Here is a 16905-nt window from a genome sequence, read left to right as displayed (position 1 = left end):
CAGAACTAATTCAGCATTTGATGTAGCTTGATAAGATATGGGGCAAGAGTGAGCAGCTCATCTGGCAACACTTTTGCTTCTTTCTCAATTTCAACTTCGATTAAAGGTCGACTCATGGGATCGAAGATCCCGCCGTCTTCTTCCTTGTTATGACCCTGATCATCATCTTCGAGCCGCCCGGGATACCAGTCCTCACCACAGCCTATTGCCAACCAGGCAATAGTCGATTCTTCAAAGGCGAGATTGCCACGCATGTAGCTACTCTGTAGCTCATCAGGACTAATCCATGTTTCTTCGAGTTCCTTTACTGAGACTTTTTTCGATACCCATTCGGGATAGTCATCATTTTCTCCGATTGCCTCGTTGCCATCGCTCAAAATCCCAAGTCTCTTGGCATCTCGTTCTTCCAGGTAGTGGAGCCAGCACATCTGCCCATCGGAGTCACATCGAGTACCCGGATACCTTTGGCTGTATTTGTCCGAGAGACCTGCCCACTCATCATCACAACCAGAATTTGTATACTCCGGGCCTTGGATGTCTATGCCATTAATATTTGTCATTACATAGCTTACGCTACCCAGAAATTCTCCTTTATCTGACGGATAGGCACTTGGCGTCGCTTGGCGAGCGTCGTCGCCTAGAATGCAGAATATATTCTCAATAAACTCGTGTGGTCTTGAGATTCGATCCAGGTTCCACTTCTTCGCCCAGACAGTGCGGAGATAGTCACTCCAGTAGCTGGAATAATGAAGCATGCCACCAGTCGACTCAAATCCGAGAACGATATCACGACCGGCGAATCTGGTTTCAATCACATGATGGACTTGCTCTGTAACTGAGGCGTATTCATCAGTGCCAGGTACCCCTGAGAACGTGTAGTCAACGAGTAAGCAGCCCAAAAGGGCTTCAGTAGGATTAACCAGATGACTCCTGTTGGTTTCTAGAAGGTAAATTGCCTTTGCCATTGGGCACAAAAACTCCAAGCCTGGTTTCTCCAGTTCAAGCAGGGCGACCAGATGATTGCAGGCAGCCGTTTTGGGATTGAGCAGGATCTCGCGATTCAAGGCCAGCAGATCAATGGAAGATTCTGCCATGGAGCATACCTGTCATTCTCTCGCATAGACTAGGCGAGATCAATGCTGGCCGCATTATCCGGCTTAGCAGGTTGTAACTCCCCACTGCAAGGAATGTCCGTTCTTCCTCGAACCCGATCCCACTCTGGACGACATCGGATGCATCATTAATGCCGACGAGACTCAACACACTCCAATGCCAATCCCCATGCTGCATGCCACAGTGCACCGGATTGATCAGAACAATCGCTCCTACACTCGGAGCGGCGAGGTCGCCTTACCGGATCGTGACCAGGCCAAAGCTAAAATCCGCATGCAGCCTTGGGCAATGGAGGTGAACATTCTGAGCATCAGAGGTTGACGAGGTCGCGCGGCGACTTTAAAATTACTATTCTTCTCTCCTTATACACCACATAGCCTTAGGCTAGATTGTTCAATCTCCGTTTGCCGTGGACCCAAACGACGAAGCGACAGAAGCCCGCAGTCCCGATACCAGCCCAGCGAGACTGCGGCAGCTGGCAAAGACCAAGATCCTCAGGCCCTTGATAGCGGCCAACCCCAATGTCGATGAGGAACTGCTTTGGGAGTTGGCTGTGGATCATCCGGAAGCGGTGATCAAGAACCCAAAGATGGACCTGTTTGATCTCGGCGTTGATCCCTGGTGGGAACGTTGTGAGAGTGCAGCCTTGTTGAAACTTCTCGTTGAACTGGGTGTGAATGCCCCCCAGCGCGGACGTGATCAGTTGGTGCATTCCATCGCTGACGAACTGCGTGAGAGTTCACCTCTGGCGTTTCGCATGGAATGGCATCAACGTCTCACCAGGCACATCTTCATCGCGGTCGCCCAGGACACGAGTGAAGCTGACAGCTCTGATGAATCCATTGGATCCGACGATCAAGATGCGCAAGATGACGCCTTCTGGTCTAATGCTGACGACAAAGAGCAAGAGGAGTACTCTTTCACCTTGGAATTCTGCTCTATTGTTGAAGACTGCTTCTTTGATCTGGAGATTGGTAACTCATGGAAACCCCATGACTCGGCCACACTGCTGAAGATCCTTATTGCACTAGGGCTCTCAGAATCCGGCAAAATGGACCTCACTGCTCTTCCTTGGGACTATGAACACAATTCAACTTTAGGCGGCCAAGGCTACTGGCAAATTGACAAGGTCGATCCAGACCTCCCCGGCTGGGAATTTGATCTAGATGTGGATGGATTTGGAGAAGGAGTCCTTACTGTTATCGATCCAACCGGATTTGGCCACCATAGGGACATCAGCAGCGAAGCTGACCAAGACTATCTGAATCCTGAGCTTGATAGAGACCTGGCTGAGCTTCTTTTTGGTGGCCAGTTCAGCATCGATCAACTGCATGAGCTGCTACCTAAAGCCCTAGTCCTTAATCCTGACTCCGCCCAGGCAGCCCATAGGTAGATTCGTAAATCTGCAACACCATGTAGATCTTATCGGCCAATGAGGGGGATGGCTACATCGCTTATTATTACCATAGGTCGCTCGACTTAGTCTGCCAGATCAACAGCATTTTTCTGGCAATCAACTGAATTCTTTTTCTTCATGAAGAACAGGCTTCGGATTTATCTTGCAGACGCTGCTGACCCTTCAACCGCCCCAGCAAGGCTCCACCAGCTCAGTAGTCTGAAGCGCAAGGGTATTCGGCAGCCTATCCGCGCAGTCATTGCTGCCAATCCCAACGTTGATGAGAACCTCCTCTGGGATCTCGCTCAGGACTGCTCCCAGCAGGTCGTCGACAATCCGGTCTTCAAGCTCCTATTGCTTGAAAACGACGCCTGGTGGAAGCGCTGTGGCACGACCGCACTGATCAGATTGCTTGCGAGGATGGGACCTGAAGCTCCAGAGCCAGCACGGATTTATCTCCTGGAGCAGCTCGTTGATGCCCTGGCTGATCTTGAATCCAGTCAGCGCGGAGAAATCCTCTGGCGTTGGGAGGAGGACATTGAGATTACTTGGAAGCCTGTCACCAAGATGAGTTGCAAAGAGAACGATCGAAAGGTCAATGAACATCGGCAGACATTCCAGATTTGCACAGGTGTTGATCCATTTCCTGGTTATTACACGCTCAGTCCTGGTGATCGCCCTGAATCAGCCTGCGATCTGATTGAACTACTTGAGATGCTATTCTCCTGCGCTGAGGATTACGTTGCAGACTTGGAATTTGGCAGCGGCTGGTTTCTTGAGCTTGAAGGTACTAACTCAAGTTCAAGCCTGGAAATCATCAGCATTCATCCAGTCCTCCCGGATTGGGGGTTTTGCGTCAGTAATGATCACTCTCTTATGATCACTGATCCCGCTGGCCTCGTACACAGCATTTCTCTCTCAACGGATGAAGTCGAGGAGTCTCATCGAATTAACTCCATTGGGGATCAACTGCTTGGCAGCGTATTCCAGGGATTCGAGACCGGTCTTCAAGTCGTTGATGAACTCAGGAGTGCGTTTTGTCTCGTTGAGTAGACGGCGCATACTCCTCCAACGTACCTTCAGGCAGCTCTTTTGAGAAATCGCCTTATGATGAGGCGACCCAGTCCTGCCGTCAACTCAGCATTTCTGCCTGATGGCGCCCAAAGGCAATCTCTTCCAGCGCCTGCAGCACCTCGATGACGCAGGCAGCGCCGAACGGCAGGCGGCCCGCCAACGTCGCCAGCAGCAGAGCAGCGCCGAGATCCTGCAGACGTTCCTGGCTTACAGGCTTGAAGATGCCGCCGAGAAGATGGCCCTTGGCATCACCATCGGTGACTCGCTCACCCTCCAGCACGAGCCCACGAACCAATGGGATCCCAATGCCGTCAAGGTCTTCTGGAGGGAGCAGTGGATCGGCTACATCCCCAAGGACATGGCTGCGTTGATCGCTGCCGAGGTGCCTGAGGCCAGGGATGGACTGGAGGCTGTGGTCACCGGGCTGGCAACCACCTCCCGGCGCGATGCCTTTCGCCTCCAGATCGCCATCCCGATCCCCAGGGCCAGCCGGCGCCTGCGGGAGCTGGGGGTCTCGAGCAGTTTCGCCTGGGACGTTGATCGCACCAGTGGCAGCGACAAGCTGCGCCTGGTGATCAGCTGCAGCGAAGGGGCCTTCCGCGAGCTTCAGGAGCTACTGGCCGCCAGCTTCGATGTCAGCAAGTGCGGCTACAGCTACTACCCGGCTCAGGATGGCCGCCATTACCCCTGGTACCTGAGCCTCACCGATGCCAGCGGGCGGGCACCGGAGGATCCGGACGTGGTGGAGCAGCTGATCCGCTCCCACTTCGGGGTCCCCAGCGAGAGCACGCGCGTGCGGGAACGCCAGGAGCGGCTCAAGGAACTGGAGGAGAAGCAGGAGGAGATCAGCACGCGCCTGGAGACCAGCCGAGCAGAACAGCGCCGTCTCCAGCGCGAGTACGACACCAGCAGATCCGTTCTGGAGCGCCGAGCGCAGAAGGCACTGGCGGAGGGCGAACAGGCGATTGAGTTGGCCCAGTCCGTGGAGGGGGAGCTGCGCCAGGAGCTCGATCTCAAGGAGCAGGAGCTGCAGCTGGCACTGGCGGAGATCCAGACCCTCAGCGATCAGCTCGCCCAGATCAGCACCGAACTGGAGGTCAACACCCTTGAGCTCGACTACTTCAGGCAACAGAGCGGTTCTGGTGGCTCCGGTGAGTTCGCTGTCACTCCATGGACCGCAGCCGATGGTGGCGACGGGAAGGCTGAGGATCAGGAGATCAGCGACCGTCTGCTGATGAGCCTGCGCCGCCTGGCCGGCAGTGAACGGCTGAGGCCCCGCCAGTGCCTGGAGCTGGTGAGCGAGGAGCTGTGTCCAGGACATTTGCTGGTGCTCGACTCCGCCTGGCGCTCGGCCGATGAAGCGAAGGGCTTCGAGTACGGCGATCGACTGTTCGAGTTGCTCTGGCTGCTGGCCACCAACTTCCGCGAGCAGAAATTTGCGGGCGCTCCGGACCTGGTGGCGGGGCAGCAAGCCTTCGGGGCCAGCAGTTATGCCCCCAGGGAGTCGCAGACGATCGAGAACAATCAGCAGGCCAGGCGGGAGCGGACCTTCTCCTATGGAGACAAGACCATCGAGATGTGGCAGCACCTCAAGATTGGCGTCAAGGATTCCGAGAATCGAACCCTTCGCATTCACTTCTGCTGGGATGCCGATCTGGGCCAGGTGGTGATCGGCCATTGCGGCCGCCATCTGCATGTGCCCGGCCACTAAAACGCGCCCTGGAACTTCAGGGATCGATCACATCCAGAAGGCGCCCATCGTCATCGACCAGGCGGTAGCGCTTGTCGGTCGATCGGGCACGCTGCTGGGCCGTGCGGTAGGCATTGGCCTCGTTGTGCATCGTCTGCACGTGCTGCCAACGTCCGAACTGGTTCTGCACCTCGATGTGGATTTTCGGCATGCCGATGCGTCTGTGGTTGATGTTGCTGCTTAGCTTGCTCCACCATGACAATGATGGAAGTCGTCTACTGCGAATGACGAGCGGTTGAACGCCAACCCCTGTGGTCGTTGCTGTTTAGTCGAGTGGCGCATCCGTGGCCGCTGATGCGTTGGTTGGGCCGTCTTTCGCACAATGCAGGCTCGCGTGGAAGTACCTGGCCCCGACCATTGCCTCAGCCCATTCCACCCGCCATGAATCCCCCTCTCAAGGACGCCGCCGCCGAACGCCGTCGCCAGCTGGCGGCCCAGCTGCTCCGCGGCGAATCCGTGATGGTCACCCAGCAGGGGGCCATCCAGCCGCTGGGCTCCAACGCCAGCAGTGGCAGTGCCGCCATCACCGTGCCTGAGGGCAAGCTTGCTGCCCCCTCTCTCTACTGGTACGAGCGCGATCCGCAGCTGTTTCAGGGGGAGTTGGAGGCAATGAACCACTTCTTCCCCCAGTTCCGCCCCGATCGGCTGCCCGATGGCCGCATGTCCTGGCTGGGCTCCCTGGCCAGCGGCCTGCCCGGCAGCGAGCGCATCTGGCATCTGCAGCTGGTCTACGACCACGACCATCCCCACAACAACGACTATGGCGGCTCCATCAGCGTCTTCTCGATCGAGCCTGATCTGCTGACGCTGGAGGCCCAGCTGGGTGAATCGATCCCCCATACCCTGCGCCATCCGGATGGTGGGTTGAGCCTCTGCACCGTGGAGGCCGGCAGCTTTCGCAGCGACAGAAACCGCAGCAGCACCGCCGCCAGCAGCCTGGCCTGGGCCGCCAAGTGGATTGCTGCCTTCGAGCTGTGGATGCTCGGAGATCTGAGCAGCGAGCAGTTCAGAGGACATCACATCTGAGCCGATGTTGAACCTCCACTTCTGGCCGCGTACCTCTGAGCGTGTCATCTTCTCGAGCCGTGCCCATGCGGCGATCGTGGCCGAAACCCACGCGCAGCATCCCAACGAAACCGGCGGCATCCTGCTCGGTCACCACAGCCAGGGTCGCTGGCATGTGATTGAGGCGATCGATCCAGGTCCGGCCGCCCGCTTCACTCCCACCACCTTCGAATACGACACCACCTATGTGACCCACCTGGCCCGCAAGATGGCCGGTGTTTATGAAGAGCCCCTCAGCCTGATCGGCCTCTGGCATCGCCATCCCGGCAGCTTTGATCGCTTCTCCGCGGAGGATGACGTCACCAACCGCCGCTACGCCGAGCAGTCACCTGCCGGGGCCATCTCCTGCCTGGTCAACCTCGATCCCCATTTCCGGATCACGGCCTATCACGTACCGGCCGACCTGGCCTATCGGCGCCTGCCCATCTCCTGCGGGGATCAGGCCATCCCCAGGGCCCTGCTCGAACCCCGCCACCGCAGCTGCCTGCACCCCGCCGCGCTGGAACACCACCGCCAGCAACGGGTTCTGCAGACCCTGCTCGCTGCATGTGTGGATCGCTGCTCCACACCACAACCACTGGCCCCGGGGCTGACGGCGCTGTTGGAGCCGCTGCTGGAGCAGCTGGAGGCGCAGGATCGCCTTGCCTATGCCCTACAGCCCTGCGGCAGCGATCTCTGCCTGGCCCTGGTGGAGCGCTCGGGCCCGCAGCAACGCGCCCTGCTTCTTCAGGCCTGCGAGGACCAGTTGTGGGTTCAGGTTCCTGGATCCAGGGAACGACTCCGCTTGGAACCCGAGCAGCTGTCGCTGTTGTGGACAGAGCCCTGCCATGCCTGATCGCCCCTCACCACCCCAATCCCACGTGCGCACGACCGTGCTTTTCCCCGCCGATCTGGCCGGCTGGCCGGACGGCAGCCCCCTCTACGGCTACGCCCACCCCGACACAGGTCAGACGCTGGTCCTGGACAGCTGTGGCAACCAACCTCCGCGGCATCAACCCCGAGCTGTGCTGCTCGGTTGGCTGGAACCCCAGGCCACTGGCAATGACGAGCTGGCAGCCGCTGACGCCCCATCGCTTGTGGTGCGCCGCGATGGCGAGTTGCTGCGCTTCTGGCTCGACGGCCAGCCCTGCCAAGCCCAGCCCTACGACCTGGAGAGCGCCCTGTTTTCCAGACACACGTGCCTGCTGGAGGAGCGCCGCCTGCAGGACGCGGGCGTCATCATCTGCGGCTGCGGCTCGGTGGGCGGCCTGGCGGCCCTGGAGCTGGCCCGCAGCGGTGTGGGGCGCTTCCTGCTGATCGACCCCGACCTGCTGTCGCTCGAGAACCTCTGCCGCCATCCCTGTGGCCTGGCTGACGTGGGCCGCCGCAAGGTGGATGCCACCGCCGAGCGGATCCATCAGATCAATCCCAACGCGGTGGTGCAGGTGCAGGCCACGACGATCGAGCGGCTCGATCCGGCCGTGGTGCAGGCCTTCGCGAGTGGGGCGGAGCCTTCCGGAGAAGCGCAATGTGCTGAAGCCGCACGGCAGGGCGGGCCGATCACGCTGATGCTGGCCTGCGCCGACAGTCGCAGGGCTGATCGTCATGCCGCACGCCTCGCCGCCGCGCTGGAACTGCCCTTTCTGGCGATCGGCCTGTGGGAGCGGGCCTTCGCGGGTGAGATCTTCTACAGCCACCCGGCTGAGCCGATGCCCTGCTACGGCTGCGCCTTCGAGGAACTGAGCCAGGGAGGGCAGGGCAACCACGGGACCGGAGAAATGGGTGGAGAGGAACGCCAGAGCCTTCAGGCTCTCAGCGGCAAGCAGGAGTCGCAGCGACGCTTTTATGCCACAGAAGCAGCACTCGAGAAGCTCGACTTCCAACCGGGTCTCAGCATCGACATCGCCTACGTCACCCAGATCGGCCTCAAGCTCGCCCTCGATCTGCTGAACCTCCACACCCCCTCCTACGCGCCAAGGCTGCTCGGCAAGCTCAGCCAGTTCACGTTGGTCTGCAACAGCAACGATCCCCGTCTCGGCGGCGAGCGGGCCGAGATCTTCTCCCATCCACTGCAGGTCACCACCTCCATCCAGGTGGGGTACGGCCAGGGGTGCCCGCCCTGCCGCTGGAGGGACTGAGGCGTCGCCATGCCATTCAACGACAAAGGCGAGTTCATCCGCTCTGAATCCCCGCCAGCCCCACGCTCCACTCCCTCCCGCGCCAGCAGCGGCCAGCACCACGTTATTCCGCCCGGTCGAGCACGGGTCACCAGCAGTGCTGATCGCCCCCAGCAACCACGATCCCAAGGCCATGCCTCCGGGCCTGACCCCTGGGAGGTGGTCGGAGCCGTCCTGGCCATCGTGATCGGGCTTGCGGTACTGGCCGGCGCGATCTGGCTGGTGGTGGCGTTCTACCAGTGGTTCCTCATCGGTCTGGTCCTCTGGCTGATCAGCTCGATCCGCAAGCTGTTCAGCTGAACTGGCTTGACTCGGCGTCCTGGTCTGTGACAGACCTTGCGTTGTGCTCGATAGCCCAGAAGCTCGGCAAGCCTCATCATGCCGTCGAGCCGGATTGGCCCGCCTGCAACAACCCATAGCCGCCCGTGATCACCTGACCATCGGATCCCAGCAAAAACCGTCGTTGTGATTGGCCGACCTGCATCCCACCGATCGGTCTTGAATTCTCAAACGTGACGGGAAGACGGCGGGGGTTGATGCCGTACTGGTCAAACCAGGTCTGCTCGCGCCGTGTCCATTGCAGATACCCCTTGGCCCGTAAGCGCCTGAGCTCTCGAGAAGCCCAGCCCTCCGCTTGCTCACGGCTATTGCAGAAGGCCTTGGGCACGTCCCTCACGCCATAGACCGCCGGCATGTAGCGGACCCAGACGTATGCATCCATCGGTTCATCGGCCCAGGCCTCCCAGGCGCGACGATCCGCTTCCAACTGCTGCTCGGCCTCCTCCTGATCGAGCTCCAGGCAGCGGCGCAGCTCCTCAGGATCAGGCTTGAGAGCATTGATCAGCTTCTCGAGCCATTGATCCGTGATCGGCTCTCCCACCTCAAAGCAGCCGATCAGGCTGCCCACTCTGGAGATGTTCGTGGCGCCGAGCAGGGCTGCGACCTGACCAGGCCTGAGGCCCAGCTTCTTGCGCTGAGCCATGAGAAGCCGCGACAGATGGGTCGTGCGGCGAGCACCGAAAGACATCTTAAATTCAGGTAGCGTTCCTGCTCATCAACCCTTCAGGGTTCCAGGATTGACCACCTTGCCCAGCAGGAACGGACGGCAGGTTGGTGACTGGCAATCCCCTGGAGGATTGGCGCCGGTGCTCGGGATGAACGGAGCGAACTCTTGAAGGAGGCCCCTGGGCCTCCTGGCACAAGAACTCAGGGCTCGATGATGTCGAGCACCCGCCCTTCATCGTCGATCAGGCGATGACGCTTGCCGGTGGAGCGGGCACGCTGCTGGGCACTGCGGAAGGCACTGGGCTCGTGGTGGCTGGAGGTGTAGTGCTGCCAGCGGCCGAACTGGTTCTGCCACTGGATGGTGATACGGGTCATGGGCGTTTCTGTGAATGATCTCAGTGTTGCGACAGTGCGGCAAAAAATGAAGCTGACTTGTGCGAACCACGAGCTGGTCGTACGAGATGGCGGAGCTGGGGGTGGGCCTGACCAATGCCAATGGGGTGCTGATCGGGTGCTGGGATGTCGCCAAGATCCATCGGATCTCTTGAGAGATCGGTGCGCTGGTGGGCTAGGGCGATTGCCAGGGAGGCGGGCTCCAGCGTCGGTGCAATCACCAACGCCGACACGGGTTCATTCCAGATCACGGCGCCGAGTTCTACCGAGGCCAGCGATACGGGCTCCTACGACACCGGCACCATCGACAAGGACATTACCGCCGTGATGGCCGTGACCTTCCGGGTGGAGTGAAACCTACCGGGTCGCGGCAGAAGAGCCAGCGGGTCGATCAGCAGGTGATCCGTCGGTGTGAAGCGCATGGTGATGGCGAAATCAGGTGGAGAGGGTCCCTCCGCTGATCCAAATCCGTCGCTATGTTGGAGCCGATTGACAACCAATCGGCGGTCGCACCGGTAAAGTCTCTGGAAGCGCCGACCGCCTTGACGGGGGATAGGCAAGACACACCGGCAGCAAGCCAAGCCTTCGTCGTTCACGAGTCATCCCGATCCCTGGCCGAAAGCGATCTGTGCCATTCATTGGCGCCACCCAGAGCTCAGGTACTGACACTGAGGGCGTGCTTCGCAGGAAGACTTCTCACAAAAGGAGCCGGATCGACAAGGCTGCAGGCATCGCCTCGCAGTCCATTCCCTTGTCCCGGATACTGACGCAGCCTCTGGAGCTGCTCGCCACGCTCGTGCCCGTGCTGCTCCTGGCGGTGCTGGTGGCCAGGGCAGAGGAGTCCAGGCCGTGCGCGGCCACACCTGCACTCCACCGCCCAGCTGCTCCTGCAGACGACCGTGGCTCAGGAGGCAGCGGAACAGGGATTTTCACCCACTCCCAGCTTGTCTGCGCATCGGCAGCCCCAAGGCTCTGGTGATGCATGGGTTCAACGCCACCACTACTGGAGCTGGAACGGGATCAGGGCGTTGCTGATTCCATTGCTGGGGTGGATGGGGTGCAGGTTCACCACCGCCTGGTGCATCAGCCCAACCCAACCTCCAGCCGGCGGAGGCGCATCAGCTGATCAGCGGCCCACGACTCCGCCTGCACTCGGATGTTGCAGAAGGCCTTGGGAAGCTCCCGCCCGCCGTAGACCGCCGGCCCATAGCGGATGGAGAGAAAGGGAGCGATCGGTTGGGCATGGCCAGGCCTGCTACGCCACTGGCGAAAGCCACGAGCGGGCGGTGCTGCGGCAGCTGCTTGGCGAGCTGGATCTGGAGGGCGTGCTCATCCAGGCGGATGCCCTGCATACCCAGAAACCGTTTTTCAGCAGCTCCAGGAGCAGGGGGCGACTTCCTCCTGACGGTCAAGGCCAACCAGAAGACGCTGCATCGCCAGATCTGCAGCCAGTTCCAGGGCAAGCGCAAGATCCCTTTCTTGGCGACGGATCACGAGATCAGCCACAGCCGACAGATCACCTGGAGTCTGCGTGCCAAGGCGGCCCCAGAGCACATCGCTCAGTCCTGGATCGGCACCAGCTGGATCGTCGAGGTGGTGGCCACCTGAACCCGTGACGGCAAGCCCTTTCATGCCACGCATCTGTTTCTCACCAGCCTGCGCACAACCCCAGAATCCCTGCTGCAACTGGTGCGAGACCGCTGGAGCATTGAGTGCTGGCACTGGATCCGTGACACCCAGCTCCATGAAGATGCCCACCGCTACCGGGGCAATGGTGCTGGCGTGATGGCCGCGGGCCAGCCATCCCCGAACCCATGGTGAGACTTTGAATCAGCCCTGGGACGGCTCGGGACTCCCACCAATCGCTGAACCTCATGCCGTCTGGGACGGCCAGGGACGTATCGGACATGGTGCCGGGTCGTCTCGGGTTGGGCTGTGGCTGTCGCCCCGTAGCGGCGATTGCCAGCGGCATCATCCAATTGGGTGAGGGTCGATCACCGTTCCGGGTGATTGTCCCGCCAGCCAGACCGCAGGCGCATCCTTGAACAGCTGCAGATCGCGCAGCATTGCGGCGGCGCGGCTCTGTTCGGCTTCCACCTCCCCACGGTCTGGGCTGCCACTAGCCGTCACCCATGTTTGCTGCAGGGCTTCAACGTATTGCTCCAGGGGTATCGCCCCACCGTCGTGGCGGTAGCAGTCGCGTTCGCTGGGGTGCTCGGTCAGGGAGAACCCAAGCGCCGCCCGACTGGCCTCATGGCAGGTGGTGGCGATCTCCAGTAGGCGATCGAGGCTGAGCTCACAGTCCTCCGGCTCCAGGTGCGTCGGCGGGCCGGTGATGGCATACCGCTCTGGGTGACGCTGCGCCTGTTTCTTGCACCGTTCGCTGCAGGTGCGGGCGGTCTTGCGTTTCACCTGAAACAGCTCACCGCAGACTCGGCAGCGTCCCGTGCGGCTGGCCAGTTCGGTCGATCGTTGCCGCCGCTGCTGCCGCTTGCGTTCGGCGATCTGATCGACCGCGACCGCATCACAGGCGGCGCTGCATTGCTGCCTGCCGCCGAACAGTCGCGTGGTGAGGAACAGCCCATCGCAGGCGCGGCAACGGCTGAGGCGATTCAATCCGTCAGGCAGCTGCAGGTGCTCGCAGGTCTGGCGCCCCAGGTCGATGCACAGGGCACTGCTACCGCTGCGAGCAGCCCTGCCACCGCTCGTTCGCAGGCGATCGTGCGAGTAGTCGGGGGGCAGCCCGAGGCGTTTCTCCATGGCGTTGAGATCCGACCACCACTGCTGTGCGGCGGGGTCGCCGTACTCGGGTTGCGGGTTGCGCTGCCGCCATTCGCGGAGCTTCTGCCCCTGGCGGTCGATGTAGTCCCAGTGATTGGCGAGTTGCTGCGCGGTGTCGCCCGGCAGCTCTCCTGTAGGAAGCCGATCCATGGTGTCCCCGTAAGTGGTCCTCATGGAGCGCCGTCCCCGTTGGGACAGCTTACCGGGACAGTTCCATCGGCGCCCAGCGGGCCGGGCCGCCGGAGCCCAGGCTCCCGGAATCGGGAACCCCCCCCACGCACACGGCACCTGCCGCCGTGGCAGCGGGCTGCTTCCGCCGGCGGCTGCCGGGGGAAGCAGAACCTCCTGGCAGCCGTCGGCAGTGGGATGCCCCCCGCGCCGGGGGGCGCCGGAAGCAATACCTCCTGACGGAAGTAGCAGAAACCGCGCCGGGCTGGCTATTCCGATACCTTCATGCTACGGGATAACCCTTCCAGGGCAGATCTAATCTCACCTTCCAGCACCTCATTCAGCTTGGATTGTTGAACCGGGTCGATGACTCCCATGATTCCAGAGATTCGCCCCAGGATCCTTGCCGGAATTGATTCCATCGCGTCACGCATCTGCCGACACGCGACGAACCATAGCTCTTCTACTTCATCAATAGGCACCAAGCTTCCGCGCCTTTCTTGTAGTTCTAGTTCCGCCATTTCTGCTAGCGCTGCTTCCTTCCTTGCTTGCGACACTGCCCTAGGGGCCCAGTCGACATCCGCCACCACCGGGTCGCCGCTGATATTCACCTGCCGCCCCTGATGGCTGAGCACCGATGCGGCCCATTCGCGGTCGGCAATCTCCGGGTCGATTAGCACTCGCTGTCCATGTCTCTTTACACCCTGGCGGATTTTGCCTTGTGAAAGAGCTTGCTTCACCGTCGTATAGGCGCAAGCAAGGCCACGCTCCCGGCGATAGGAGCAATAGTCAGTAATCGAGAGAGTGTGTGCCATGCCAGCACTCTACCGGCGCCGTTTTCAGTCGGGCAGTGCCTGACCGGCGGGGTGCTGCTGATGCAAATGCGGCGAAAGTTTCCGGGGTGACTCGGCCAAAAGCACTGGTATCACTGGCTTCTGGGGTAGAACGTAGACATAATACAATGGGGCTATGCGCGGGGTCTAGCTATGCTTGAAACTCTATCAGTGGCTTTTTCCTGCGGCCTCGCGGCGTCGCACCTATAGGGGGAGGTATAAAGGACCCGCACGATGTTAACAGCCTTGACATAGCGACCGAGGCTAGCATCTGCTATATGTTCAGCGATTGCCATTCCGCTGTGTCCTATAACCGGTGACCATGCTATCGACACGGGTCCCGCAAGCTAGCCGCCAATCTCCTCCGCAATGGGCGCCGATCTTTGGCGGTTAATGGTTGCAACACCCATTTTGACCAACAGCAATGTTTGGCCAGGGCTTCGCACGTGTTAGCGGTCAATGTATTTTGGTGGCGACTAATGCGGGGCCATCTTGCATCCCGTGTGGCAATAGACTCATGATGCTCATTGTCTCACTGTGGGTGTTCATCGGTGGCATTGCAATAAGGGACAGCGGCCACTGGGATGTATGGCGACAGCCAGATAACGCAAGCCCTCCAGGTGAGGAGAGAACGAGGAGCGTGGTGGGTCGGAATCGATAGACATGGTAGGGTCAAGACAGTCATGAACTCTGATGACCTACGCGGGTTCTGGGCTGTCTGGGCGCCGTAGCCAACGCGAGAAGCTGAGCATCAGTCATGGTGGAGAAGGTAGTGAAAGCGAGGTGGTCCAGTGGGCCAAGTAATCCTCCTTGGGCATAGCCGTATATATGGATGAGTCGACCCGCAAAAAGTAGCCAGCTATAGAAACCTTCGATGCCTATCGACAGGTTGGATCTAGCCACGCATTCCCCTGCCCCAGTCTTCCGGCAATGGCATCCAAGGCATGGCTTTCAACGCAAGATGCGGCCGATTTGTTAGGTATTCGCCGGCAGTTCCTCCTGGAGAGTGCTGAGCGTCTGGAGGTCCTGGGCCAGGCCCTCAAGCGCCAGTGCCGCTGGAGGTTCGACCCTGACGGCCCCCAGGACGCCTATCAGGCCACCTGCAGGCGGCACAGCGGCACAGCGGCACGCGGGGCTCCACCCCCGGACGCGCTCTCCGTGGCCCGCCTGCGGGCTGCCAAGGCCGAGCTGCCCGCCCGGAGCGCCGAGCTGCAGATCGCGCTGGCCAGAAAGGTCGCCGATACGCTGTGAGTCTTGGTTGCAGACCTGGAAGGTGTCACCCGAGCAACGGCAACGGCTGATCAGGGCCATGACCAGGGGGCTCAAGCCTCAGCGGAGCTGAGCCGCCGCTCCACCCTTGCGGAGAAGTCCTGAGCTTTCCTGTCAGCTGCCTCTCGCACCCAATCTGGCACCGCCTCCTGCGAAATCTTCCCGCTGTCCGCCAGCGCCACGGCGACCACCGAGCTGAGCCCCTCCTCCACCACCGTTTCGGGCCGGCCGCGATACCGCAGGGCCCAGGCCTGATGGTGCCTGCCGTCGAGTTCCATGGCCCAGCTATTCCGCACCGGATCGGTGGCCGTGATCCGCACCCCCGAGGCCAGGAGCCAGGCATTGAACCGCTGCCGCACCTCCGGCTGCTGGAGGCTCTCGGCGATGAACTTCTCCACCTGCCCGTGGATGGCCTCCTCCAGCTCCAGACCGGTGAGGTGGGCACCCATCTCTGCCTGTCGCCGCTGGAGCGCCTGGAGCGCCTCCTGGGCCTCGCTGGCGGCGGCGAGGGCCTGGTCCACCTGCGCGGCGATCAGATTCGCTGCCTTGGCGCTGAGCCTACCCTCGCCTAACAGGGAGCCGAGCTGGGCCTGGTAGCGCTCGGCCTGGGCCTGGTGCTTGGCCACCTCCGCCTCGGCCGCGAGGATTTTCTGGCGGAGTTTGCGATCCTCATGCCGGCGATCTGAGGCGGTGAAGTAGTGTCTCCAGCGTTCACGCATTAGGGCGCGGAGTATCAACTCCTCGTCGTACTTGACGTTCTGGCTGTCACAGTGCCCGTGGCGCTTTCCCACGCAGGTGAGGTATTCGTAAAGGGTCTCCCCGCTGCGGCTACGGCGTGACTGGTAGCTGAGCAATCTTCCGCAGGTGCAGTAGGAGTGACCTTGAAAGAGATTGCGGATCGCGTCACCCTTGCCAACCTGTCCCTTACGGCTGTTCCGCAATGTGATCAACTTGTGGCAGCGGTCGAACTCGGCGCGGGTGATCACCGCTGGAAAGTAACCCGGCACCACCGTGCCATCGCTCCAGGGGCGGTCGCCGACGATGCGTGGGTCGCTGATGACCTTGTGGACGTTGGCATATGCCCAGGTGCGCCCCTTGGCAGTGCGGAACCCCTCAGCGTTGAGCGCCTGAGCGATGCGGATAAGCCCGAGACCGTCGAGGCAAAGCTGTGTCATCCGCTGCACGGTGGCGGCGTGGGTGTTGAGCACGTAGTCGGCGCCATCCCAGCCACACCAGAAGGGCTTGAATCCGGCGATCTTCTCGCCCTGGAGTGATCGCTCGCGGCGGTGCCGCCAGGAGGCGTCGATCCGCTCCGAGAGCTTGGCGCTGTAGTCATGGGCGGCGTCCGCCCGGATGGTGAGCATCAGCCGCACGGCCAAGTTGGTGTCGTAGATGTCGCGATCCACGATCCGATCGTCGCGGCACACCCCGAGCGCCACCCCTGCGTCGAACAGACCCAGCAGGAGCGCCTGCTGGCGGCTGGCCACCTCACGGCTGAACCGATCGAGGTCTTCGACAACGAGGATGGTGCCCATCGGCCAGTGGCCTGCCATGGCCGCCGCGATGAAGGCAGCCAGACCACCCTCGCGCCGGTGGCGGCCCTTGAACGCCGACACTCCCTCATCGACCACGGCGGCGGGCGCGGGCGTCAGGCCGTGGCGGCTGCAGAAGGCGGCGAACGCTGCTGCCTGGCGATCGAGGCCGGAGCGAGCCTCGCCGACCTGCTCCCCGGTGGACACCCGCTGATACGAGACCGCCAGCATCTTCGTCATTTCTTAAGGATTCTCCTTCCGGCATGACACGGGCCCTGGAGGCTGGAGCCCGAGAACCCTCTCCACAGCTAGCACACCCCGTATCTGTCAAACAAACTATTTGCCCCATGCCGGTGAACAGGGCCAGATC

The 16905-nt window shown here is 61.1% G+C and carries 17 protein-coding genes and 1 pseudogene; 11 read left to right on the top strand and 7 right to left on the bottom strand.

Annotated features, from left to right (window positions below):
- Positions 1–5: 5 nt before the first annotated feature.
- A complete protein-coding gene (locus H8F24_RS17425; protein WP_197170364.1) occupies positions 6–1094 on the bottom strand; it encodes a hypothetical protein in 1089 nt (362 codons plus the stop codon).
- A 428-nt stretch (positions 1095–1522) separates the two neighbouring features.
- Between H8F24_RS17425 and H8F24_RS17420 the strand changes: the two genes are divergently transcribed.
- The 3 genes from H8F24_RS17420 to H8F24_RS17410 all read left to right on the top strand — a co-directional run bounded on the left by H8F24_RS17420 (position 1523) and on the right by H8F24_RS17410 (position 5294).
- Positions 1523–2506 (top strand): hypothetical protein, encoded by a 984-nt coding sequence (locus H8F24_RS17420; RefSeq protein ID WP_197170363.1) that lies wholly within the window; start codon positions 1523–1525, stop codon positions 2504–2506.
- A gap of 141 nt (positions 2507–2647) precedes the next feature.
- Positions 2648–3562 carry a hypothetical protein gene (locus H8F24_RS17415; protein ID WP_197170362.1) on the top strand — a complete coding sequence of 305 codons (915 nt, stop codon included), beginning with the start codon at positions 2648–2650 and terminating at the stop codon, positions 3560–3562.
- Between the two features lie 100 nt (positions 3563–3662).
- On the top strand, positions 3663–5294 hold the full coding sequence (locus H8F24_RS17410) for an HIRAN domain-containing protein (RefSeq protein ID WP_197170361.1): 1632 nt from the start codon (positions 3663–3665) through the stop codon (positions 5292–5294).
- Positions 5295–5310: 16 nt separating this feature from the next.
- On the opposite strand, the gene H8F24_RS17405 is transcribed toward H8F24_RS17410, so the two are convergent.
- Positions 5311–5484, bottom strand: coding sequence for a hypothetical protein (locus H8F24_RS17405; RefSeq protein WP_197170360.1), 174 nt, complete (start codon positions 5482–5484; stop codon positions 5311–5313).
- 230 nt (positions 5485–5714) lie between these two features.
- Between H8F24_RS17405 and H8F24_RS17400 the strand changes: the two genes are divergently transcribed.
- Genes H8F24_RS17400 through H8F24_RS17385 form a run of 4 tightly spaced genes read left to right on the top strand, consistent with a single transcriptional unit; the run spans position 5715 to position 8854 of the window.
- Positions 5715–6359: a hypothetical protein gene (locus H8F24_RS17400; protein ID WP_197156163.1), complete on the top strand. Its 645-nt coding sequence runs from the start codon at positions 5715–5717 to the stop codon at positions 6357–6359.
- A gap of 4 nt (positions 6360–6363) precedes the next feature.
- Positions 6364–7233, top strand: coding sequence for a Mov34/MPN/PAD-1 family protein (locus H8F24_RS17395; RefSeq protein WP_197170359.1), 870 nt, complete (start codon positions 6364–6366; stop codon positions 7231–7233).
- Positions 7226–8515, top strand: coding sequence for a ThiF family adenylyltransferase (locus H8F24_RS17390; RefSeq protein WP_197170358.1), 1290 nt, complete (start codon positions 7226–7228; stop codon positions 8513–8515). Before H8F24_RS17395 ends, H8F24_RS17390 begins: the two co-directional genes overlap by 8 nt.
- Before the next feature lie 9 nt (positions 8516–8524).
- Positions 8525–8854 carry a hypothetical protein gene (locus H8F24_RS17385; protein WP_197156157.1) on the top strand — a complete coding sequence of 110 codons (330 nt, stop codon included), beginning with the start codon at positions 8525–8527 and terminating at the stop codon, positions 8852–8854.
- Positions 8855–8930: 76 nt separating this feature from the next.
- On the opposite strand, the gene H8F24_RS17380 is transcribed toward H8F24_RS17385, so the two are convergent.
- A complete protein-coding gene (locus tag H8F24_RS17380; protein ID WP_197170357.1) occupies positions 8931–9581 on the bottom strand; it encodes a hypothetical protein in 651 nt (216 codons plus the stop codon).
- A gap of 179 nt (positions 9582–9760) precedes the next feature.
- Positions 9761–9934: a hypothetical protein gene (locus H8F24_RS17375; protein ID WP_197156154.1), complete on the bottom strand. Its 174-nt coding sequence runs from the start codon at positions 9932–9934 to the stop codon at positions 9761–9763.
- 192 nt (positions 9935–10126) lie between these two features.
- Here H8F24_RS17375 and H8F24_RS17370 point away from each other — a divergent pair.
- From H8F24_RS17370 to H8F24_RS17360, 3 genes and pseudogenes are all read left to right on the top strand, one after another.
- Positions 10127–10306, top strand: a pseudogene (locus tag H8F24_RS17370) (SIMPL domain-containing protein); the annotation flags it as partial.
- Positions 10307–10934: 628 nt separating this feature from the next.
- Complete coding sequence (locus tag H8F24_RS17365; RefSeq protein ID WP_197170356.1) at positions 10935–11078, top strand: hypothetical protein; 144 nt, start codon at positions 10935–10937, stop codon at positions 11076–11078.
- 215 nt (positions 11079–11293) lie between these two features.
- Positions 11294–11560, top strand: a complete 267-nt coding sequence (locus H8F24_RS17360) for a hypothetical protein (protein WP_197170355.1) — start codon at positions 11294–11296, stop codon at positions 11558–11560.
- 363 nt (positions 11561–11923) lie between these two features.
- Here H8F24_RS17360 and H8F24_RS17355 read toward each other — a convergent pair whose 3' ends face one another.
- Both H8F24_RS17355 and H8F24_RS17350 read right to left on the bottom strand, forming a co-directional pair.
- Positions 11924–12907, bottom strand: coding sequence for a hypothetical protein (locus H8F24_RS17355; protein ID WP_197170354.1), 984 nt, complete (start codon positions 12905–12907; stop codon positions 11924–11926).
- A gap of 263 nt (positions 12908–13170) precedes the next feature.
- A complete protein-coding gene (locus H8F24_RS17350) occupies positions 13171–13716 on the bottom strand; it encodes a hypothetical protein (RefSeq protein WP_197170353.1) in 546 nt (181 codons plus the stop codon).
- Positions 13717–14706: 990 nt separating this feature from the next.
- Here H8F24_RS17350 and H8F24_RS17345 point away from each other — a divergent pair.
- Positions 14707–14985: a hypothetical protein gene (locus tag H8F24_RS17345; protein ID WP_197170352.1), complete on the top strand. Its 279-nt coding sequence runs from the start codon at positions 14707–14709 to the stop codon at positions 14983–14985.
- Positions 14986–15056: 71 nt separating this feature from the next.
- Here H8F24_RS17345 and H8F24_RS17340 read toward each other — a convergent pair whose 3' ends face one another.
- Positions 15057–16766 (bottom strand): recombinase family protein, encoded by a 1710-nt coding sequence (locus H8F24_RS17340; protein WP_231597941.1) that lies wholly within the window; start codon positions 16764–16766, stop codon positions 15057–15059.
- Positions 16767–16905: the final 139 nt, after the last annotated feature.

The organism is Synechococcus sp. CBW1002 (assembly GCF_015840915.1).
In the GTDB taxonomy this organism is placed as follows: Bacteria; Cyanobacteriota; Cyanobacteriia; order PCC-6307; family Cyanobiaceae; genus CBW1002.
The sequence above is the reverse complement of the archived record's forward strand: the minus strand, read 5'-3'. Positions and strand labels throughout refer to the sequence as shown.